Source organism: Spirosoma sp. KNUC1025 (assembly GCF_045160025.1).
GTDB lineage: Bacteria > Bacteroidota > Bacteroidia > Cytophagales > Spirosomataceae > Spirosoma.
This window is the reverse complement of sequence record NZ_CP087139.1, coordinates 3,138,150-3,159,250: the sequence shown is the minus strand read 5'-3', so window position 1 is coordinate 3,159,250 and position 21,101 is coordinate 3,138,150. Positions and strand designations below refer to the sequence as shown.

Below are 21,101 nucleotides of genomic sequence, written 5' to 3'. Positions count from 1 at the left end.
TAAACGTGTACGTTTTATTCGTTCTCCACTCGTTATATTCGTACGTATTCCATGCGACGTTTTTTCTCGCTTGCGACCTTTACCAATGTCGCTCTTGTTGGCTTTAGCCTGTTTGGTTGCCAAACAGACAGCACTGTTGAGCCAACTAGTGTTTCAACAGATTGCCTGGTCAAGGCATCAAGTAACAATGGTGTGGCCATTGCCGGTTCTTATATCGTTACGTATCAGCCGACGCAATCATTACCCACTGCCCCGAATGCCCGTGTAGCCTCGGCCGAAGTGCTGGCCGAGCAGCTTCTTTCGACGTATGCCGTTACAAACGCACAGGCTGAAGTACTGGCCGCTGGTGAGCAAACCAGTTTTCTGGCCCATCTGACAGAACAGGAATCCGAAAAATTACGTCAGGACCCATCGGTAGCCCTGGTCGAACCCGACCGGATTATGGCTATGTGCAACTGCGTCGACGTAACGACTACCTCAACACTGACCTGGAACGTTCAGCAGACCGGCTACGGCCGGGGTGATTTGCAAACGACAAAAACGGTCTGGATTATTGATACGGGCATCGACCTAGACCACCCCGACCTGAACGTAGATACCCAGCGCAGTCGGTCATTTGTGAGTGGCGAAACATCAGCCGACGACCAGAACGGCCATGGTACGCACGTAGCGGGCATCATTGGTGCAAAAAACAACAACATTGGTGTTACGGGTGTCGCATCTGGGGCAACGCTGGTTGCGCTCAGGGTACTGGATGAAGAAGGCGAAGGGAAATTATCCGGAATTATTCAGGCGGTAAACTATGTCGTACAGAATGGAAAAGCGGGCGATGTGGTCAATATGAGCTTAGGTGGCGAAGGTACATCAGCAACCCTCGACCGGGCCATCACACAAGCCGCCAACGCTGGTATTTTCTTTGCGATTGCGGCTGGAAATGATGGTAAAAGTGCCGATAGCTATTCACCAGCCCGTGTAAACCATGCCAACGTATTTACGGTGTCGGCCATGAACAGCCAGGATACCTTTGCTTCCTTTTCGAACTACGGCAGCAGTGTGGATGTCTGCGCGTACGGGGTACGCATTACGTCGACTTATAAAGATGGCAAATATGCTACGTTGAGTGGTACGTCTATGGCGGCTCCCCATGTAGCTGGGCTGTTGCTGATTCGGGGCGCCGATCTGCCGACACACGGTACGGTCAAAAATGATCCCGATGGTACCGCCGACCCGATGGCGGGCGAGTAAATGGATACAGCTAGTTGATAAAGCGGAGGCCGGAACTTACTTCGGCCTCCGCTTTATTGTTTAGTTTTACCTATCATCAGGCAGTTGCATCCGCTCCGATTGCTTTCAATCACGGTTTGTTTCCATTACGTTATCCATGACCGACCTCGACAGATTACGCCAGCGATTCGATACGTTAGCCGCACAAACTAATGACGAGTGGGAGCTTTTTACGCCGATTATCGAGTCCGTTACGTATCCGAAGCACGACTTTTTAATTCAGGAAGGCCAGCTCGAAACGTACATTTACTTCATCGCATAAGGTATGGTACGAACGTTTCTAAATGAGAATGGTAAAGATATCTGCTATCTTACTGGACCGTACTTGAGGTATAGGTTATCACAGAGAGATGTATGTCTTAAATATGACTAATAAATCTTTCACTAGTAATTACTTAATTTTAACTACCCAATGAAAAAACCAATAATAAAAATAGTCCTAGCTGTGCTTTTATTGATTTCGGCTTTAGCTATTGGGGAGTATATGGTTTTTTCCTGTCAGTCAGATAAAGTCAGATCCATAGAAGTTGAACGAGCTAAATGAAGTCTATTCCTAGCCGCGATTTTAAAAGCAAAAAGGTGATCGTCCAATACTATTAGACGATCACCTTTTTTAATTACTTCCTGACTAATATTTCATTTTATGGATTCTGTAGATCCCAGTTTACCTCAGCAACGGGGCGCTCCAGCCGCTCCAGCACTTTCATGTTAGCCACGGGCAGATAGATTTCGCCAAGTTTGTTGTACCGACGCATATCAACCCAGCGATGACCTTCGTACCAGAGCGAATAAAGCCGCTCTTTCAGGATGGCGTTAATCAGTGCATCTTTGGTAGTTGCTCCCGCATACGCAGCCAGACCAGCATTGGTCCGAACAATGTTAATGTTTTTCGTAGCTTCAGCCGTGTTCCCCTGTTGAGCAGCAATCTCAGCGGCAATCAGAACCAGTTCCTCATTTTTGATAATGGGGACAGGATCAGAAGCTGAGTTATACATATTCTGAATATACTTGGTTGTGTATGTAACACCAGAACTATAGGTAGCAGGTTCTGGCAGCACACGAACCTTCGACAAACGCTTATCGCCGGGCTCGATATCATCAAAGAGTTTTTGAACACCCACAATCCGTATAGTAGCTGTATTGATCAGTGGATTCGTAATATCGGGAGGAGTGGCGCTAAACGTATGTTTAGGACCAGCGCTTAAATCGCCCGTTGCGTTATAAAACGTTTGGGGAAGCAACGTAGCCGCCTTAGCCCAGTCGGCCTGGTAAATGGCAACGCGTAGGGCAATCGCCCGGTTAAACTGCTTAAACGTAGCCGGGGTATTGAAACCAGCAAAGCCAGCGGGTACAGCAAAGGCAAAAGCCGCCCCGGCCTGATCGAGTTGAGTAGCGCCATCGTCCAGAATTTTAGCAATGCCTGCCAGTGACTCAGAATAAGAGGCTGCTTTGCTGGGCTTAAAGGGGTCTTCTACGTTCAGCCGAACCCCATTGGTTCCCTGGGCATTCAGCATATAAAGATAAGCCAGCCCCTTAAACGTATTCGCCATACCGCGGTAGCCATTTTTCTGCGCATCGTTTACGGATGCGGTCGAATTAAGCGACGCCAATATGATGTTAGCCTGACGTACTGGTAAGCCAAAACCAGTGGTAGCGTTGTTATAAAAAGCCGAATTGTCGATTGCTCTCAGGCCATTCAGCTCGGTCATCCAGCGAGATTCGGTAGTATTGAAATTGAACAGCTCTTTCCCAATGGTCCCTACAACCTGTAAATACGTCCCCAGGACGTTTCGGGCTAAAGAGAACTGACCAATGGCGAGAGCGTCCAACTGACCCTTCGTTGCGTTAGTTGTTACCGAACCAACCGATGGAAAATTGGGGTCGATCACCAGGTCGGTTTTAAACGGATTACAGGCATTTAGACCACATAGCGTCAATGCCATCAGGATTGAATATCGAATGAATTTCATAGATCAAAAACAAATGAGTTTGGTCAGATAAGACGAGTTTACAGATCGATAGCAATGTGGAACATCATCCGGCGAGCAAGCGGAGCACTACCGATGTCAACACCACTACCCAGTGCCAGCGAGCCAAAGTTTGAGTTCTCAGGATCGTATCCAGCGGTGTAATCAGTCCAGCGCAGCAGGTTTGTCCCCGATGCCCCAATCCGGATTCCCTGTACGTAGTTGCGGAACACCGATTGCAATACAGTTTTTGGTAGGCGATAATACAGCGATACTTCACGCAGTTTCAGGAAGCTGTAAATGTTTGGGTTATAACCTGGTAACGGTTTACCACTTTCATCCAGACCATTTACATTCTGACGGTAGATACCGTTTGGCTGTTGGCCGTTATTACCTCTTTCATTGGTTCCGTTCCAATCGGACGTATTACCGCCTTCATCCCACAACACCCGTTGTAGCGAAACGACCGTAAACTTGTGCCGATAATGAAGCAGTGCCGAAAACTCAAAGTTTTTCAGAAACGTAACACGCTGGTTAAGGGAGAATTCGTACTTGGGCTGTTGATCGCCGTAGCTCGTCCACGATGACGCATAATTAGGATCAGTCGTTGGCAGCGTACGGGGCTGACCTACAATCTGGGTTGGTGAATATTTGTTCCCATTTGCATCAGGACCTTTTATACGCCATTGTCCGAATGTTGCGCCGAAACCACCCCTTAGCGATTCAGGCACAATAAGCCGGGTAACTTCTGAGCGGTTGAACCAGAAAATGGGCTGTATAAACCAGGTAACTGCTTTACTACGTAATACTTCGGCACCAAGGGTTAATTCAAGCCCTCGGTTAACTAAATCGGCCGCGTTGATCTGGGTTGATGTAACACCTGTGGTAGGCGCTGTAACCAATGGAAGAATCAGATCGTACACTTTTTTGTTGTACAACGTAAATTCACCAGTAATACGGTTATTGAACAAGCCAAAATCCAGGCCATATTCGAGTTCGGTCGCGCTTTCAGGTTTAATTTGGGGGTTCCCCAAAATGGTGGATGGCTGTAGCCCGCTTAGCCCTCCGATAGCTGTTGACTGTAGCTGCGAATAGGCTGTTCCCCATACAGGAAGACCAGCCGTTGATCCATAAGCAATACGTAGTTTGAGCGCACTGAATGTATTTCTTTCAGAAGCCCAGCTACCAAAACGAGTCAGGTTGGCCGCCAGTGAAGCTTTGGGGAAGGCATAATACTTCCCAAAATTATCGCCATTCAGATCGGATTTATCGAACCGAACACCAACCGTTCCGATAAGTTTATCGTCGTAGTTAGCCTCCTGTTGTGCAAAAATCCCGACATCCGTATTCCGCTGGTATTCGGCTGCAATCGTTTGCACCCCACCTCGTGCCGGGTTTGAAACCCCAACTGGCAATTTCTGTCCACGAACGAAATTGTAATTGAAGTCGCGGTGAAGACGCACAGCTCCTGCGGACGTCGTCAGGTTAAGTTTTCCTCCCATGGCGGCATATGTAAATACGCCTGCAACCTGGATGTTTGAGTTATATACTTCCGTACGTGTATCCTGCGAAAAGCCGGGGTTCGCTTCCAGCCGTTGCGATTGCAAATCGGTGGGCAACCAGATCGTAGCAAAGCCGCTTTGGTAATCTATTCCCCCATTTACTTTCAGCGTCAATGAAGTAGTCGCGTTATTGATCAACCGGAAGTTGGCATTGAACCCTTGAATAAACCGGTTCACTTTCTGGTTATTGACAGCCCGGTCACGTATTGCCAGTGGGTTTTCGCCTACACTAGGATCGTTATCAGGATAAACACCGGTAGCGTCAGGATATAGATTGGTATACGGCTTGGTATACGGCAGTGAATAACCGTAGTTGATATTGGAGTTATCATTACCCGTCCAGCCACGGTCGTTGTTGGAGTTGACGTAGTTCGATGAGATACCAAAGTCGATCCAGTTATTCAGCTTATGGTCAATATTAGCGCGAATGGAATACCGTGTAAAACCAGTGTTTTTGATAATCCCTGTTTCGTTGGATGCGCTCCCGTTTACATAAAATTTGGTTTTCTCATTTCCTCCCGTTACACTTAGATGGGTATTTTTGATCGAACCCGTTTCACCGTAGATAACCCGTTCCCAATCGGTGTACGTACCGTTTTGCCGGGCGGCCTGAAGCTTTGGAATATCGGCAGCGGAGAAGTGATCCGTCAGTTTCTGCTCGGTCCAGTCAGCTCCACCGTAGAAGCTGTAGGCTTTCGTGAACCCTAAGTCCTGCCCAAACGATACGTTGGTACGTCCGCCCTTGCCCCGCTTCGTTGTAATAATAACAACCCCGGCATTGGCGCGTGTTCCGTAAATAGCAGCTGCTGAAGATCCTTTCAGCACTTCCATACTTTCAATGTCGTCGGGGTTAAGGTCGGCCAGACGGTTGGCATTGTTATCCTGTGAAGCGGTGGATGACCCCGTTCCGGCTTTGTTTGCTTCTGAACGACCGGTTGAATATTGGCCATTGTCGATATAAACCCCATCAACAATGTAAAGCGGTTGCGAAGCAGACGAGCCCAGTGTAGAGACGCCCCGTAACTGCACGTTGAATCCACCGCCCGGCACCGATCCGTTCGACTGGATATTGGCTCCTGCCAGTTTGCCCTGCATAGCGCCGTCGGTCGTAATGGGTGTGGTTGTACCGGTCAGCGTTTTGGCCGAAAGCGTCGCTACGGCATTAGCCAGATTGGTACGCTTAACATTCGTTGCGAGCCCACTGACAACGACCTCCTCCAGTTGGCGTGAGTCTTCCAGCAACGTAATGTTGATAACCGACTGATTCCCCACCGTAACTTCCTGACTCAGGAAGCCAATAAAGCTGAATCCAAGCTTTGTATTCGGCGCGGCCGTCACCTGATAATTCCCGCTGGCGTCTGTTGTGGCCCCTTGATTCGAGCCCCGAACAACCACAGAAACCCCTGGCAAAGCATTACCTTGCTGGTCAGATACTTTGCCCGTAATTGACTGATTCTGGGCTATTGAAAAACTGATTAGCCCAAAAAAAAGCCATACACTCAGAAGTAATTTTCTTTCCATCTGTTTAGTGTTAAGATATTGTTAGATACGTTTATTAATCGCAAATTAACATCGTGATTTTGTCATAATTCAATTTGGCCATTAAATATTTTCTATACTAGTGTAGTAATTTACAATTATTTGGCTTATATAGATAAGTCACTTCACGTTTACTAATATACCTGCGTGAGAGGCTGTTCTACTTAATCGTATCTTAATCTCACTCTTTTACTGTTTATCAGTATTCGCAGAGTATCTGCCTTGCATCTTTCCCACTTGCACACGTATCTTTGTAATTCGTTGGTTTTGAATAACCGAAACGTAAATAGCGGCACAGTATGCGTGCCGTTTTTCATGAAAAGATTAATCCATTAACTCGATAGGCATTATACTGTATGCAAAAACAGATAGACTCTACTTCAGATGCTGTAAGCGCTGCGTCTATTCCGGTAGAGCCCGAAATTAACCTGAATGGCCTAACCATTGTCATTCAGGGAGATAATGCCAGTGCACAGGCTGATGCATTACGAGTCGCTTTCCCAACGGCAACGGTAAAGACAGGATCTTCCCGGCCTATGCTTCGCCGTCGGAACCGTACCGAAATCGCAATCTATGTGTTTGCTGCGCTCGCCCTGATGGTAGTAGGGCATTTGCTGTTCAGCTATTTTACGCTGGACCGGCTAACGGTTCTGGCAAACGCAGTCGACATTACGCCCGATATTTTTTATTTTATCATGGCTGGCTTTGTCGCACAGATGATTGATGGCGCACTGGGTATGGCCTATGGCGTTACGGCAACTACTTTTCTGACAAGCGTGGGTATCAGCCCTGTTTTTGCTACGGCCAGCGTACACAGTTCCGAAGATATTTACGAGCGGTGTGTCGGGCTATATGCACCTCAAATTTGGTAATGTTAACAGCCGGTTATTCAAGATTGTCCTGATTCCGGGGGTCATTGGAGCCGCTTTAGGCGCTTTTCTGATTACCAAGCTTGCTGATATGGACGTAGTGGCCAACTATTTAAGCCCGGCTATATCTATTTACACGGCCATTCTTGGTATTCTTATTCTCAAAAAAGCATTAGTAAAAAATCCAAAGAAAAAGCCGGTCCGTCAGATCGGCCTGCTGGCCTGGTTCGGTGGTTTCGTTGATGCCATTGGCGGGGGCGGCTGGGGGCCCATTGTGAACTCAACACTTATTGCTGCCGGGCGTCATCCGCGCTATACAATCGGCTCGGTCAACCTGGCTGAATTTTTTGTGTCGTTTGCGTCGTCAGTCGTGTTTGCTCTTTACGCGGGCCTTGACAATTACGGCATGGTTATTCTGGGCCTTATCCTGGGCGGTATGATTGCGGCACCCATTGCCGCCCGTCTGGCGCAAAAACTACCCGTTAAAACCATGATGATATTAGTCGGGATTGTCATCATCATCGTAAGTTTGCGAAAAATTATCAAGTTCTTTTAGAAGTACACGTGGTGTCGGTTTCTCGAAACCGACACCACGTGTCAGCAATAGTGTCGGTTTCGAGAAACCGACACCACTTATACTATGAAAAAACAAACCAAAGCCATTCGTATTCAAACGGCACCGTCGCAAAACCGCGAACATTCCGTCCCCTTATACCTTACCTCGAGTTTTGCTTTTGAAAGCGCCGAACAGGGCAAAGCCTTATTCGACGAAACGGAAGAAGGCAATATTTACTCGCGTTTCTCCAATCCGAACGTATCGGAATTTGTCGAAAAGGTATGCATGCTGGAAAACGCTGAAGACGGAATTGCCACAGGTACCGGAATGGCTGCGGTATTTGCCAGCATGGCTGGTTTGTTGAAATCGGGCGATCATATTGTGGCCTGTCGGGCGCTGTTTGGCTCGGCGCACCAGATCATTACGCAGATATTGAGTAAATGGGGCATTACGCATACCTACGTCGATGCCAGCGCCAGCGAAGCCGAATGGGAAGCAGCAATACAGCCAAATACAAAAATGGTATATCTGGAAACCCCTTCCAATCCGGGTCTAGAACTGGTTGACCTGAAGATGCTGGCCCGATTGAAAGCGAAGCATGGATTTATCCTGAACGTCGATAACTGCTTTGCTACGCCGATTCTGCAAACGCCAATAGATTTAGGGGCCGACTTGTCGATTCACTCGGCTACCAAATACATGGATGGACAAGGGCGCGTATTGGGCGGCATTGTAGTCGGCCGGGCCGATTTGATTCAGCCGATTCGGTTCTTCGCCCGGCATACGGGTCCGTCGCTGTCGCCGTTCAACGCCTGGGTTCTGTCGAAAAGCCTCGAGACGCTGGAACTGCGCATGGAGCGCCACTGCCGCAATGCCCTGCAACTGGCGGAAGCGTTAGATGCTCATCCAGACATTGACCGGGTTCTATATCCGTTTCTTCCCTCCCACCCGCAGTATGCACTGGCCAAAAAGCAGATGAGTGCGGGCGGAGCTATCGTCACTATTGAACTGGGCGGTGGTTTCGAGCGCGTAAAAGCCTTTTTTGATGCCCTGACTATTCCTACCCTTTCCTCCAACCTGGGCGACTCGCGCACGATTGTAACGAACCCGAATACGACCACACACGCGAAACTGAAACCCGACGAGAAAGCGGCTCTAGGCATTACGCCCGGTTTGATTCGGATTTCGGTGGGGCTTGAAGCTATCGAGGATTTGATCGAAGACTTTACGCGGGCGGTGTCGAAATCGGCAGAAATTGTGAAGGAGAAAGTAGCCTGACGTATGTCTAGCCTTTCTGAACAGGTAGTAGCGCTAACTCAACTGATCGAAACCAATCAGACGATTGAGGCTATGGAACGCTTCTACACCGACAACGTAACGATGCAGGAGAACGACCAGCCGCCCCGTGTTGGAAAAGCGGTTTGTCTGGCTCATGAACGTAAGCTTCTGGCAGCCGTTACGGAACTGAGCTCAAAACTCGTTAGTCAGGCGATCAATGAAGAAACCGGGATTGTGTTCAGTGAATGGTATATGGAAAGTACCTATCCATCTGGAAAACGATTTAGCCTCAACGAAGTGTCGGTCCAGCATTGGGTCAACAATCTGATTTGCCAAGAGAAATTCTATTACAATTCAGTGATTCAACTAGAGCCTGCCTAAATCAGAACCTGCTCCATGACACGCGCCTTTTTCTACGTAACATTATTTCTGATCGCTCATCTGGCCGTAGCCCAGACTACTAAAAAGCCCCTTCGTGTAGGTATTGCCGGGCTAGTCCACGATCATGTACACGGTATCCTGAACAAGGCTTTCAAGCAAACAGGGCAGACAGACATAGAAATTGTAGGAATGGCGGAACCCAATCGCGAACTGGCCGAAAAATTAGCGAAGCGGCACGGGTTCAGTATGAGTTTAGTGTACCCGACCGTTGCCGAAATGCTCGAGAAAACCAAACCCGAAGCAGTTACCGATTTTGGCCGGATTGTCGATCATAAAAAAACAGTGGAAATCTGCGCTCCCCGCGGGATTCACGTAATGGTGGAGAAACCGCTGGCCACCACGTTTGCGGATGCGAAACAGATGGAAGCGCTGGCTAAAAAGCACAACATTCAGCTGCTGACAAACTACGAAACCACCTGGTACGGCAGCAACCATAAAGCCTACGCCATTGCCAACACCGAAAAATCCATTGGTGATCTTCGGAAAATTGTTGTACACGATGGCCATCAGGGCCCGAAAGAAATTGGCGTTAGCAATGAGTTTCTTGCTTGGCTGACCGACCCGATTGCGAACGGTGCAGGTGCCCTGTTCGATTTTGGTTGCTACGGTGCCAACCTCTCCACCTGGCTGATGCATAACCAGCGTCCGATATCGGTGCTGGCCGTAACGCAGCAGATCAAGCCGGACATCTACCCCAAGGTTGATGATGAAGGAACCATTATTCTGACCTACCCCAAAACTCAGACGATTATTCAGGGATCGTGGAACTGGCCATTCGGGCGAAAAGATATGGAAGTCTATGGCCAAACGGGCTACGTTTTTACCGTCGATGGCTCCCGAATGCGCGTCCGGCTGAAGGATGATAAAAGCGAACATGCTATGGAGGCCACGCAGGCCGACGCTCCCTCCAGCGACCCGTTTGCCTACCTTGCAAAACTGATTCATGGAGAAACTAAACCCGACGAATTAACGTCATTAGAAAACAACGTAATCGTCATGGAAATTTTGGATGCTGCCCGCCAATCGGCTAAAACTGGTAAGGCAGTGGTTTTAAAAAATAGTCAGTAGTCATTCGCTACGTGTCATTGGTAAATCTCATGGAGATAGCCATGCATATGACACACAGAAAATGACAAATGACAAGTAGCAAATGACAAAATTTATGATTGCCGAACCTACTTCCCACACGCTCGACAACCTTAGCGAGCAACTTCAGGGTCTGAGCAACATTGAAGCTCTACGGACACTGGCCGAATTATTTCCGGGTCAGATCGTTTTCTCCACCAGCCTTGGCTATGAAGATCAGGTAATTACCGACCTGATTCTGGCGAATGACATTCCGATCAAAATTTTTACCCTCGATACGGGTCGAATGTTTTCGGAAACGTATTCCGTCTGGAAAAAAACCAACGACCGCTACGGTGCCAAAATTGAAACCTACTTCCCGCAAGCTGATGCCGTTGAGAAGTTAATGACCGGCAAAGGCCCGTATAGCATGTACGATTCGGTTGAGAACCGTAAAGAGTGCTGCGGAATACGTAAAGTCGAACCGTTGAACCGGGCATTAAACGGGCAAAAAGTCTGGATTACAGGCATTCGCGCTGATCAATCGGCCAATCGCCAGACAATGACACAACTGGAATGGGACGATGCGCATCAGCTTTTCAAGTTCCACCCCTTAATGGATTGGTCCTTTGAACAGGTGAAGCAGTACGTCAAAGAGCACAACGTACCGTACAACCCCCTCCACGACCGGGGTTTTGTCAGCATTGGTTGCCAGCCCTGCACCCGAGCCATTCAGGAAGGCGAAGATTTCCGCGCCGGCCGCTGGTGGTGGGAAGACAACTCCAAGAAAGAGTGCGGTTTGCACACGCATGAAGAAGTGTTTAGAGCTTAATGATTGAATGATTGACTGATTGAATGATTGAATTGCTGACCATTCCAATTCAATCATTCAATCAGTCAATCATTCAGCAATTCAATCTTCAAATGAAATTAGATTATTTAGATCAGCTTGAATCGGAGGCTATCCACATTATGCGCGAGGTCGCCGGACAGTTTGAGCGTCCTGCCCTGCTGTTTTCGGGTGGCAAGGACTCCATCACGCTGGTACATCTGGCCCTGAAAGCATTCCGTCCGGGCAAATTTCCTTTTCCTCTGGTTCATATCGATACCGGCCATAATTTTCAGGAAGCGCTCGATTTTCGGGATAATCTGGCTGAACGGATTGGCGAAAAACTCATTGTCCGCTACGTTGAAGATACCATCCGGGAAAAGAAACTGAAAGAGCCAACCGGGCGTAACGCGACTCGTAATGGCCTGCAAACCTTTACGTTGCTGGACGCCATTGAAGAGTTTGAGTTCGACGCCTGCATTGGTGGCGCCCGCCGGGATGAAGAAAAAGCGCGGGCCAAAGAGCGTGTATTTTCAGTACGTGACGAATTTGGCTCCTGGGACCCCAAACGCCAGCGTCCGGAACTGTGGAACCTTTACAACGGCCGGATACATAAAGGTGAAAACGTTCGGGTGTTTCCAATCTCGAACTGGACGGAGCTTGATGTCTGGAATTACATTCGCCGGGAAAAAATCGATCTGCCAAGTATTTATTTTGCGCACGAACGTGAACTTCTCATCCGCGACGGCAAACTTATGGCAACAGCGGGTGGCGTTATCAAACCCGAAGCCGACGACCAGCTGGTAACCCGCCGGGTACGGTTCCGTACCGTAGGGGATATTTCCTGCACGGCTGCTTCCGAATCGCAGGCAGACACATTAGATGCTGTAATCGATGAAATTCAGGCGACGCGTATCTCCGAACGGGGCGAAACCCGCATGGACGATCAGCTCAGCGAAGCCGCAATGGAAGACCGTAAAAAAGGCGGCTATTTTTAATTATGAATGATGAATTATCAATGATAAATGAGGTTCACAACCCCCATTCATAATTCATCATTCATTATTCATCATTGATTACATGGATCTCTTACGTTTTATTACAGCCGGGTCGGTTGACGACGGCAAAAGCACGCTCATCGGGCGGCTTCTTTACGATTCCAAATCTATTCTTGCCGATCAGCTTGAAGCCATCGAACGAGCCAGCAAAAGCCGCGACGACGGTGAAATCGACCTCGCGCTGCTAACCGACGGACTTCGCTCCGAACGCGAGCAAGGCATAACCATCGACGTAGCGTATCGCTACTTCCAGACCCCCAAACGCAAGTTTATTATTGTGGATGCGCCGGGGCATATTCAGTACACACGTAACATGGTTACGGGCGCATCGAACTGTCAGCTAGCGGTTGTGCTCGTTGATGCCCGGCACGGTGTGGCCGAACAAACACGCCGACATTCATTGATTGCCTCTCTCCTGGGTATCCCTCATATTGTTGTGGCTGTCAACAAGATGGATCTGGTCGATTATTCGCAGGATGTATTCTCGGATATCTGTATTCATTATGCAGAACTGGCCAAAAAACTGAACGTTCATGAGGTGACTTACATACCGATGAGTGCACTCAATGGCGATAACGTAGTAGATAAATCTACAGCTATGCCCTGGTACGAAGGCGCTACGTTGCTGGAGCATCTGGAAACCATTGCCATTGACGATGATGCCAATGGTGAAACGGAAGATCACCATCCGGCACGGTTTCCGGTACAGTACGTTATCCGCCCGCAAACGGCTGAGCTGCATGACTATCGGGGCTATGCGGGTAAAATCACCAGCGGGTTATTTCGCAAAGGCGATGCCATTACGGTCTTACCTTCCGGCGAAACCTCGACTGTCGATGCAATTGAAATTGCAGAGAAGCATTTAGACGTAGCCGTTACGCCGATGTCAGTTGTGTTGCATTTGGCTACCGACGTCGACATTAGCCGGGGCGACCTGATTGTCCGTTCCGATAATCAGCCGGTTAGCAGTCAGACCGTCGAAGCGATGCTCTGCTGGATGGACACTAAAGAATTTAAGGTTGGCAGTAAATATCTGCTTCAGGTAGGTACATTCCGAACGCGCTGCTCGGTGCGTGAGATCGCTTATCAGTTGAACGTCAACACTTACGAAGAAACCGAGGGCGTTGAGAGCCTGAGATTAAACGATATGGCTAAAGTGGTACTACGTACGGCTCAACCGATCAGTTTCGATCCTTACCAGAAAAACCGCGCAACTGGTGGTGCTATTCTGATTGACGAAACCTCAAACGTAACCGTCGGAGCATTGATGCTGATCGGCGAAGCGTAACGGACCTTTGTTTTTTGTATATTTGGGTACTTACCCTTGCATACATAGTAATGACCGAATTAGCTGCCCAACTTCTTGAATCGCCCAAAGCCCCGCAGATTATTCAGCAGGTGCAAGCTATTCTAAACGATGAAAAAGCACGCCGACAGGCTTTTTATGAGTGGATGAATGATGATATGAAAGCCGAATTTATCAACGGTGAAATTGTTGTTCATTCGCCAGCTCTAGAAAAGCATAATGCTGCTGTTCTGCGCCTTGGTATACTTTTGAGCGCGTTTGTGGATGAACATGGATTGGGAATAGTTCGGGTTGAGAAAGCCTTAGTTGAGCTAACCCGTAACAGCTACGAGCCTGATATCTGTTATTTCGGCTCCGACAAAGCGGCTGCCATTCAGCCCGATTTGCTCTACTATCCAGCCCCCGATTTAGTAGTTGAAGTGCTCTCAAAAAGCACGCAGAAGTTCGACCGCGAAATCAAATTTGAAGACTATGCCGCTCATGGCGTTGCTGAATATTGGCTCGTTGATCCGACCCGACAAACGATTGAAGTGTTTACGCTGGATGCCGATACGGAAGCTTATGCTTTGGTCGGGCTTTATCATATAGGGGAAATCGTTAACAGTCAACGTCTAGCTGGCTTTACAATTCCGGTAAAAGCCGCTTTTGACGCTACAGCCAACGTAGCTGCGCTACGGACACTTTTTTTGCCGAAGTAAATCGCCGGGAAACCATAACAAAAATCCCCAACGATGATTCGTTGGGGATTTTTGATTTTTTTGACATTTCGAAAGCTTCGAGCTTTTGGGGTATAATACCTAAAGCTGCTCCAGTATTCGCTCCATCGAGACTTCCTGACCGATACGGGCTTTCAACTCGCTAATCGGAACACGAATCTGCTCAGTTGTATCACGGTAACGTATCGTAACGGTTTCGTCTTCAAGCGTTTGGTAATCGACGGCGATGCAGAAGGGTGTACCGATCAAATCCTGACGGGTATAGCGTTTGCCGATGGCATCCCGCTCTTCGTAAATCACCCGAAATTCCGACCGTAGACTCTTCACGATGGCTTCTGCTTTTTCCGGCAAACCATCTTTCCGAACCAGCGGAAACACGGCTACTTTGATCGGAGCCAGCGCCGGATGCAATTTTAGGTACGTCCGTTCTTTCTGCTGCTCCCCTTCACCCGGAACACCGGACCGAACAGTTTCTTTCGTAAATGCATTACAGAACGTAGCGAGGAAAAGCCGATCGGCACCGACAGACGTTTCCACTACGTAGGGAATGTAATTACCGTAGGGTTTCCCTGTGTTTTCGTCGATGTCGTTGTCGAAATACTGTTGTTTCTTCTTGCTCAGTTCCTGGTGCGATTTCAGATCGAAATCGGTCCGCGAATGAATTCCCTCCATTTCGCGAAAACCAAACGGAAATTCATACTCAATATCTACAGCAGCATTGGCATAGTGCGCGAGCTTTTCATGAATATGAAATTTGAGTTTATTGGCTGGCAGCCCTAAAGCCTGATGAAACTTCATGCGCGTATCCCGCCACCGTTCGTACCATTCCATTTCGGTGCCGGGGCGGACGAAAAACTGCATTTCCATCTGTTCAAACTCGCGCATACGGAACGTAAACTGACGGGCAACGATCTCATTCCGAAATGCTTTCCCAATCTGGGCAATACCAAACGGAATCTTCATCCGGCCCGTTTTCTGAACATTCAGAAAATTCACAAAAATACCCTGGGCCGTTTCGGGACGAAGGTAAATCAGGCTCGCATCTTCAGCCACCGAGCCAACCTGCGTCGAAAACATCAGGTTAAACTGACGAACTTCGGTCCAGTTGGCCGTTCCAGAAATAGGGTCTTTAATTTCTTCGGCAATGATCAGATTCCGAAGCCCTTCCATATCATCGGCACTTTGCAGCCGTCCCAGCTCGTTACGTAATGCCTGACCACGCTCTACGTCGCCGGCTTTTTCGTACGCTTCTGCTTTCAATTCGATAAGCTGATCGGCCCGATAGCGTTTTTTGGAGTCGCGATTGTCGATCATCGGGTCGTTGAACGAGTCGACGTGACCAGAGGCTTTCCAGGTGAGCGGATGCATGAAAATGGATGCATCAATGCCCACTACGTTATCGTGGAGCTGCGTCATGGCTTTCCACCACAGCGTTTTGAGGTTATTTTTGAGTTCAACGCCATTCTGGCCATAGTCATAAACAGCCTGTAAGCCGTCGTAGATTTCAGAAGACGGAAATACAAAGCCGTATTCTTTGGCGTGGGCGATAATATCTTGCAGTGATGCCGCCGGAGTTCCGGTTGCGGGAGTTTGTGTAGTATTCATACGTGGGCGCAAAAATACGGTTTTATGCGCAAGTGCCTACTTACCTCTTCTATTTCATAGCTTTGACGTTAAATTAGCTACACTTATGAAACAATTCACACGTCTTCTGGCAGTAGCCTTAATTACCATAGTATAGTAAATCGTTACGTGCTCGTATTCTGCCCATAACCTGATTGCTTTTACCAGCCATAACTATACTGACAATTCTACAAGCTTTAAGCATTTTAAGTGTTTCGAAGAATTCGACCGCATGTTGCGTCAATCACATGACCTACTGACGCGAATAGCTATAAACGTGAGTAAGCAAAAAATCGCGAACCGTGTAAAGCCACAAGCGATTGCCCAGCTAGAGGAAATTGTTTACAGAAACTATACTTTCTGATCATTTAAAGTTACTATTATACAAGTTTACACGTCTAAGGAAGCATGTTCAAACGCTTCCACGCACTCGTTCGCGATTACTTCGGCTTTTCACATAAAGAGGCAAGGGGATTTATTGTTCTGGTATTCCTGACACTGCTTTGCCTGATTACTCCCTTTTTCTATCGATTTCTATCCGGTTGGAAACCCATCGATACGTCGGCAGCCGACCAGCGCAAGCTCGATAGCCTTGTGACGCTTATGCAGGCAGAAGAAGTGAAACAACCCCGCTTCGGGAATGGGCCAGTAAAGGACAAAACAACAGCCGAGCATTTCAGCGAACCCAAATTTTTTCCATTTGATCCCAATACGGTTAGTGTAGCTGACTGGCAACAACTAGGCCTTCCACGATGGCTGGCCGAACGCATTGAAAAATACCGTAGCAAAGGTGGGCGGTTTCGAAAAAAGAAGATTTACTACGTATCTACGACTTCCCGCCCGACCTCTACGACCAGCTTCAGCCTTATATAGTTTTGGAGAAGGGAGGAAGGGAAAAGGGAGAAAGGACTTTTGAAGAACACGAAGGGAGCCAATTTGCAAATGAGCGAGCGGCTCTGAGCGAACGGAGTACCCGTTACGTTAACGAGCGCCCGGCAAAGCCTGTGCTTCAGCCTTTTGATATCAACACAGCCGACACGGCTCAATTAATTGCGTTAAGGGGAATTGGCGCTACGTTGGCTGGCCGGATTGTAAAATTTCGGGATGCACTCGGCGGTTTCATCTCAACAGATCAGTTTCGCGATATTTATGGACTGGATTCGCTTGCGTTAGAGGAATTGCAGAAATTCGGAAAAATCTGGTCGGGCGTTCGCAAAATTCCGGTCAATACGGCTACTGTTGAGGAACTGGACCGTCATCCGTTTTTATCGCGTCGGCAGGCGCAGGTTATCGTTAGTTACCGCGAACAACATGGTGCTTTTACCTCTGCCGGGTCATTGAAACCAATCCGGATTCTGGATGCCCGGACAATTGAGAAGATTGCGCCGTACCTTGAATTTTAAGCAGTGACACTACCTTACGGTGCTGCATTTTCGTTGAATATGTCTTTATTCCAGTTCCTGAATTCATAGTACCTGCTTTTAGGCTCCCCCGTCCATCCGTTTATACCTTTTTTTCTGGGCAGGTAATACAGGTGAACATACGCGAATGGGAAAAAGAATAGGACGAGTACGGCCATAGCAATGGATCGGCCAAGGTAAACAGAAATCGTACAAATAGCAATCAGCGTCAAAATATATTTACCTGCTCGTCGCAGTTTTGGCGTCTGCTCTTCAAAATGGCCAAAAAATATGTTGCCGAAAGCATAAATCATACTGACAATCGCTATGTCAAACCAAAGTGATTCCGTTGTCCACATGGCGCTTATTTTGGTTTAAAAGCACTACTCAAAATACGAAAATAACGGAATCCATTTTGGCTTTTCTTTTTAGCATTGGCCAAAATAGTTTAGTCATGAAATCCTTTTGAAGCAAATGCAGGCCCAGTCGAATGATTAGGGTTATAGGATCGAATTGTTGTTTATGATTATTTATTTTCTTCCCGAATAAATCGTCAGTGTATTCCGACTCAGCGTAAAGGAGCCACCAGGCGCATGATCCTTCACAACCTGATTGCCGATAAAAATCAGGATTTCCTCCCGCTGAGACAGTGGCAGTTGAGTGCGGGCGGTCCAGTATTCGGGCGGGGGGATGTCGATGATCGCCAGGGCGTTTCCTCCAGCAAATTCATACCACATATCGAACGAGGCTTCGGAACTCACGTAATGCACGGTACCGCCACGTCCTTCGCTCGTGTACCTCACCTGAGCCTGTAGACCCGATTGGATTGGGTTCTTTTGTTTGGGCATTGTCTTTCTGGTTTAGAGTCGGTTGTACGGAAATAGTACGTTAAAAGCCCTGCAATGCTGAATGTTTTATTGCATCCGATTCGGCGGGGGTTACGGTTTGCGGCCGCCACAGTGCCGATTCCCAGTCGCCGTAAATAGCGTTTGGCAGAATAATAAATTTGGTACCGAATAACGTCTGATGATCAGCAACCAACTGCGCACGTTGAGCTGCATTTTGTTGATAAAACGATTTATCGAAATCATTCAGATTATCACCGATCAGCATAACAATCCGATGGGTTTCGGCCACTGCCAACCGACGCGGCTCTTTATCGGACGACTCCCCTTTCATGATTACATGTTTGGTGTCGGCCTGCGGAAATCCAGCAGCTTTCATATTTGTAATCGTGGCTTCCAGTTCGTCCTGACTGCGGTTGCTGATGTAAAAGATCTGTACGTTATGTTGATCGGCAAACTGAAAGAATGCAACTGCGCCTGGCAATGGCTTCGCGCTGGCTTTCGCGGTCCAGGCTTTCCAGCTTTTTTCGGTATAGGTGGTGTGATTCAGAATATCCTGAGCCTGTTGCGGGCTGTTATCCAGAATACTTTCGTCGATGTCAGTTACAATTGCGAGGGGTTTGCTACCTGACTGACTTTTCAGAAGCGTATCCTGAAGCTGCATTCTGGCCAGGGAAAATGCCTGAAAGCAAAGGGCTTTGTATTCGCCCGAGTGTTGTTGCCACAGCACCGCATTCAGGCTATAATCGAGGGTGGTGATGCTTCTCGACGTACTTTTATGCGTGATCAACGGCATCGCCGGGCGACTGCAGGATGCCAGAAACAAGGCAAATATTATGACAGAAAGACTGTATTTTCTCATTGGTAGTGAATGGTTGTGTTGACTTGGTTAGCGTTCGCAAAGTTGGTCGGGGAGTTTGCCCTCGGCAAAGATTTCATTGCGAGACGTACAATTTGCCAACTGAAGCGTGTCGGGCAGCGCCCTGAGCAAAACCGCTTGAACAACGGCAAACGTACCAGAAGGCCGACGGCTTACCGAGCCGGAATGAATACCTGGGGCATTTGAATCAACATTGGGCAGAATAATCCAGCAGAAAGCTTCCGTAATTGTGGGATGAACAAAGAATATCAGTCGTTTACGCAGCTAAACGGATAAGCCCAGCCTGGTTCAGACCAGGCTGGGCTTATTGCAATCGGGTACGTATTACTACACCACGGAATCAGTAAGCGCAGGCTCTGAACGGACGCCTGGCTTTGTAAATACCAAGCAGCGCTCACCGTCTTGTCAGTAAAACTACATTCTCGACATGATGCGTATGAGGAAACATATCGACCGGCTGCACATCGGCAACCCTGTATCCTTCGTCTAAAATTCCCAGATCGCGCGCCTGTGTAGCCGTATTGCAGCTGACGTACACAATCCGTTCGGGCGTAGCCTTAAGTAACTGACGCGTAACGGCTTCATCCATGCCCGCCCGTGGCGGATCAGTAATCACTACGTCTGGGCGGCCATGCTGATCGAAGAAGCCGTCGGTCAGAATATCGCGCATATCGCCCGACACGAAAGTCGTATTGGTAATACCGTTTACATCCGCATTGATACGGGCATCTGCGACCGATGCTTCGACGTACTCCACTCCTATCACCTGCTTTGCCTGACGAGCCACAAAGAGCGCAATGGTTCCGGTACCGGTATACAAATCATAGACACGCTCACGACCCGTCAATCCGGCCCATTCACGAGCAACTTTGTAGAGGTTATGTGCCTGCTGGGCGTTGGTCTGATAGAAGGATTTTGGGCCGATCCGAAAGACCAGTTCGTCCATCCGCTCTTCGATATAGGGCTTACCGCCCCAGTTTATTACGTCCTGATCCTGATAGCTATCGTTCTTCTTGGTATTCAATATATAATTCAGCGACGTGATCTGCGGGAACATTGCCTGCAGATGCGTAAGTAGTCCATTCAGCAGCTCGGGTCTGTCCTGGGCTACCTGCAACGTTACCATCACCTGCTGCGTAGTGTCGGCAGTACGGATAATCAGTGTCCGCAGAAAACCCGTATGAACTTTCAGATTATACAAAGTCAGATCGTGCTGGAAAACGTAATCATCAACAGCCTCCCGAATGGCATTGGAAGGGTCTGGCTGGAGGTAGCAGTGCCGGATGGGCAGAACTTTATCGAACCGACCGGGTACGTGGAAGCCAACTGCCCGTGGGTCCATTGGCTGTTCGGTGTTCACCTCTGCCGTGGTCAGCCACCGTCCTTCAGCACAGGTAAATTCGAGTTTGTTCCGGTAATACTGCGTCGGATGCGCAGCCATTATCGGGCGTATGGTCGGCAAAGCCACTTTACCAATACGGGTCAGGTGATCGACCACCTGCTGCTGTTTGAAGCCCAGTTGTTCGGAGTACTGAATATGTTGCCATTTGCAGCCGCCACAGGTTCCGAAGTGCTCACAAAAGGGGTCAGTACGTACGGCAGAACGCTCGCGAACGTGTTCGGCAACTGCTTCGCGGTACTGTTTTTTGCGATTTGTGATACGTAAATCCACAAGATCACCCGGCGCAACGCCCGGTCCACCCGTTGGATTGTCAACGAAAATAACTCCTTCATCGGTGCGCACTATACACTTTCCCTCAGCCGCTACAGCATCTATTCGTACACCTGCCAACCGTTCGGGCGTTTTATGAATCTTCCTACGCATAAGTCCTAAAAAACTGCTAATTTAAGCAGCTGTTTTCGGAAGGACTCCATCCTGAACC

16 protein-coding genes and 2 pseudogenes are annotated in these 21,101 nt (G+C 48.4%); 11 read left to right on the top strand and 7 right to left on the bottom strand.

Annotation, left to right across the window (positions count from 1 at the left end; genetic code table 11):
• The first annotated feature begins 51 nt into the window (after positions 1 to 51).
• Positions 52 to 1,245, top strand: coding sequence for a S8 family peptidase (locus LN737_RS13700; RefSeq protein WP_405519700.1), 1,194 nt, complete (start codon positions 52 to 54; stop codon positions 1,243 to 1,245).
• Positions 1,246 to 1,381: 136 nt separating this feature from the next.
• The gene (locus LN737_RS13695) at positions 1,382 to 1,546 is read left to right on the top strand and encodes a hypothetical protein (RefSeq protein ID WP_405519698.1); all 165 of its coding nucleotides are present in this window, start codon (positions 1,382 to 1,384) and stop codon (positions 1,544 to 1,546) included.
• 379 nt (positions 1,547 to 1,925) lie between these two features.
• On the opposite strand, the gene LN737_RS13690 is transcribed toward LN737_RS13695, so the two are convergent.
• A complete protein-coding gene (locus LN737_RS13690; protein WP_405519696.1) occupies positions 1,926 to 3,254 on the bottom strand; it encodes a RagB/SusD family nutrient uptake outer membrane protein in 1,329 nt (442 codons plus the stop codon).
• Positions 3,255 to 3,292: 38 nt separating this feature from the next.
• Entirely contained in the window at positions 3,293 to 6,334 is a 3,042-nt protein-coding gene (locus LN737_RS13685) for a SusC/RagA family TonB-linked outer membrane protein (RefSeq protein WP_405519695.1), read from the bottom strand.
• Between the two features lie 374 nt (positions 6,335 to 6,708).
• Here LN737_RS13685 and LN737_RS13680 point away from each other — a divergent pair.
• The 8 genes and pseudogenes from LN737_RS13680 (at position 6,709) to LN737_RS13645 (ending at position 14,452) form a co-directional block, all read left to right on the top strand.
• Positions 6,709 to 7,777: pseudogene (locus LN737_RS13680) on the top strand (sulfite exporter TauE/SafE family protein).
• An 84-nt stretch (positions 7,778 to 7,861) separates the two neighbouring features.
• Positions 7,862 to 9,055 (top strand): PLP-dependent aspartate aminotransferase family protein, encoded by a 1,194-nt coding sequence (locus tag LN737_RS13675; protein ID WP_405519693.1) that lies wholly within the window; start codon positions 7,862 to 7,864, stop codon positions 9,053 to 9,055.
• A 3-nt stretch (positions 9,056 to 9,058) separates the two neighbouring features.
• A complete protein-coding gene (locus LN737_RS13670; RefSeq protein ID WP_405519691.1) occupies positions 9,059 to 9,436 on the top strand; it encodes a nuclear transport factor 2 family protein in 378 nt (125 codons plus the stop codon).
• Positions 9,437 to 9,451: 15 nt separating this feature from the next.
• Positions 9,452 to 10,564, top strand: a complete 1,113-nt coding sequence (locus LN737_RS13665) for a Gfo/Idh/MocA family protein (protein ID WP_405519690.1) — start codon at positions 9,452 to 9,454, stop codon at positions 10,562 to 10,564.
• Between the two features lie 94 nt (positions 10,565 to 10,658).
• Positions 10,659 to 11,393, top strand: coding sequence for a phosphoadenylyl-sulfate reductase (locus LN737_RS13660; RefSeq protein ID WP_405520405.1), 735 nt, complete (start codon positions 10,659 to 10,661; stop codon positions 11,391 to 11,393).
• 92 nt (positions 11,394 to 11,485) lie between these two features.
• The gene (gene cysD, locus LN737_RS13655) at positions 11,486 to 12,388 is read left to right on the top strand and encodes a sulfate adenylyltransferase subunit CysD (protein ID WP_405519688.1); all 903 of its coding nucleotides are present in this window, start codon (positions 11,486 to 11,488) and stop codon (positions 12,386 to 12,388) included.
• An 82-nt stretch (positions 12,389 to 12,470) separates the two neighbouring features.
• The gene (locus LN737_RS13650; protein WP_405519686.1) at positions 12,471 to 13,736 is read left to right on the top strand and encodes a sulfate adenylyltransferase subunit 1; all 1,266 of its coding nucleotides are present in this window, start codon (positions 12,471 to 12,473) and stop codon (positions 13,734 to 13,736) included.
• A gap of 50 nt (positions 13,737 to 13,786) precedes the next feature.
• Positions 13,787 to 14,452: a Uma2 family endonuclease gene (locus LN737_RS13645; protein WP_405519684.1), complete on the top strand. Its 666-nt coding sequence runs from the start codon at positions 13,787 to 13,789 to the stop codon at positions 14,450 to 14,452.
• A gap of 99 nt (positions 14,453 to 14,551) precedes the next feature.
• On the opposite strand, the gene LN737_RS13640 is transcribed toward LN737_RS13645, so the two are convergent.
• Positions 14,552 to 16,075, bottom strand: coding sequence for a glycine--tRNA ligase (locus LN737_RS13640; protein WP_405519683.1), 1,524 nt, complete (start codon positions 16,073 to 16,075; stop codon positions 14,552 to 14,554).
• A 426-nt stretch (positions 16,076 to 16,501) separates the two neighbouring features.
• On the opposite strand from LN737_RS13640, the pseudogene LN737_RS13635 reads away from it, so the two are divergent.
• Positions 16,502 to 17,496 (top strand): annotated as a pseudogene (locus LN737_RS13635) (ComEA family DNA-binding protein).
• A gap of 14 nt (positions 17,497 to 17,510) precedes the next feature.
• Here LN737_RS13635 and LN737_RS13630 read toward each other — a convergent pair.
• From LN737_RS13630 to rlmD, 4 genes are all read right to left on the bottom strand, one after another.
• Positions 17,511 to 17,852: a hypothetical protein gene (locus LN737_RS13630; protein WP_405519681.1), complete on the bottom strand. Its 342-nt coding sequence runs from the start codon at positions 17,850 to 17,852 to the stop codon at positions 17,511 to 17,513.
• 171 nt (positions 17,853 to 18,023) lie between these two features.
• Positions 18,024 to 18,341, bottom strand: coding sequence for a hypothetical protein (locus LN737_RS13625; RefSeq protein ID WP_405519678.1), 318 nt, complete (start codon positions 18,339 to 18,341; stop codon positions 18,024 to 18,026).
• A gap of 40 nt (positions 18,342 to 18,381) precedes the next feature.
• Positions 18,382 to 19,200 (bottom strand): 5'-nucleotidase, lipoprotein e(P4) family, encoded by an 819-nt coding sequence (locus tag LN737_RS13620; RefSeq protein ID WP_405519676.1) that lies wholly within the window; start codon positions 19,198 to 19,200, stop codon positions 18,382 to 18,384.
• A 412-nt stretch (positions 19,201 to 19,612) separates the two neighbouring features.
• Positions 19,613 to 21,043: a 23S rRNA (uracil(1939)-C(5))-methyltransferase RlmD gene (gene rlmD, locus LN737_RS13615; protein WP_405519675.1), complete on the bottom strand. Its 1,431-nt coding sequence runs from the start codon at positions 21,041 to 21,043 to the stop codon at positions 19,613 to 19,615.
• Positions 21,044 to 21,101: the final 58 nt, after the last annotated feature.

What these genes read in the sequence shown, in the direction of transcription:
- LN737_RS13700 (WP_405519700.1), top strand. Translation starts at nt 52, where the DNA reads ATGCGACGTTTTTTCTCGCTTGCGACCTTTACCAATGTCGCTCTTGTT.
- LN737_RS13695 (WP_405519698.1), top strand. Translation starts at nt 1,382, where the DNA reads ATGACCGACCTCGACAGATTACGCCAGCGATTCGATACGTTAGCCGCA.
- LN737_RS13690 (WP_405519696.1), bottom strand. Translation starts at nt 3,254, where the DNA reads ATGAAATTCATTCGATATTCAATCCTGATGGCATTGACGCTATGTGGT.
- LN737_RS13685 (WP_405519695.1), bottom strand. Translation starts at nt 6,334, where the DNA reads ATGGAAAGAAAATTACTTCTGAGTGTATGGCTTTTTTTTGGGCTAATC.
- LN737_RS13675 (WP_405519693.1), top strand. Translation starts at nt 7,862, where the DNA reads ATGAAAAAACAAACCAAAGCCATTCGTATTCAAACGGCACCGTCGCAA.
- LN737_RS13670 (WP_405519691.1), top strand. Translation starts at nt 9,059, where the DNA reads ATGTCTAGCCTTTCTGAACAGGTAGTAGCGCTAACTCAACTGATCGAA.
- LN737_RS13665 (WP_405519690.1), top strand. Translation starts at nt 9,452, where the DNA reads ATGACACGCGCCTTTTTCTACGTAACATTATTTCTGATCGCTCATCTG.
- LN737_RS13660 (WP_405520405.1), top strand. Translation starts at nt 10,659, where the DNA reads ATGATTGCCGAACCTACTTCCCACACGCTCGACAACCTTAGCGAGCAA.
- cysD (WP_405519688.1), top strand. Translation starts at nt 11,486, where the DNA reads ATGAAATTAGATTATTTAGATCAGCTTGAATCGGAGGCTATCCACATT.
- LN737_RS13650 (WP_405519686.1), top strand. Translation starts at nt 12,471, where the DNA reads ATGGATCTCTTACGTTTTATTACAGCCGGGTCGGTTGACGACGGCAAA.
- LN737_RS13645 (WP_405519684.1), top strand. Translation starts at nt 13,787, where the DNA reads ATGACCGAATTAGCTGCCCAACTTCTTGAATCGCCCAAAGCCCCGCAG.
- LN737_RS13640 (WP_405519683.1), bottom strand. Translation starts at nt 16,075, where the DNA reads ATGAATACTACACAAACTCCCGCAACCGGAACTCCGGCGGCATCACTG.
- LN737_RS13630 (WP_405519681.1), bottom strand. Translation starts at nt 17,852, where the DNA reads ATGTGGACAACGGAATCACTTTGGTTTGACATAGCGATTGTCAGTATG.
- LN737_RS13625 (WP_405519678.1), bottom strand. Translation starts at nt 18,341, where the DNA reads ATGCCCAAACAAAAGAACCCAATCCAATCGGGTCTACAGGCTCAGGTG.
- LN737_RS13620 (WP_405519676.1), bottom strand. Translation starts at nt 19,200, where the DNA reads ATGAGAAAATACAGTCTTTCTGTCATAATATTTGCCTTGTTTCTGGCA.
- rlmD (WP_405519675.1), bottom strand. Translation starts at nt 21,043, where the DNA reads ATGCGTAGGAAGATTCATAAAACGCCCGAACGGTTGGCAGGTGTACGA.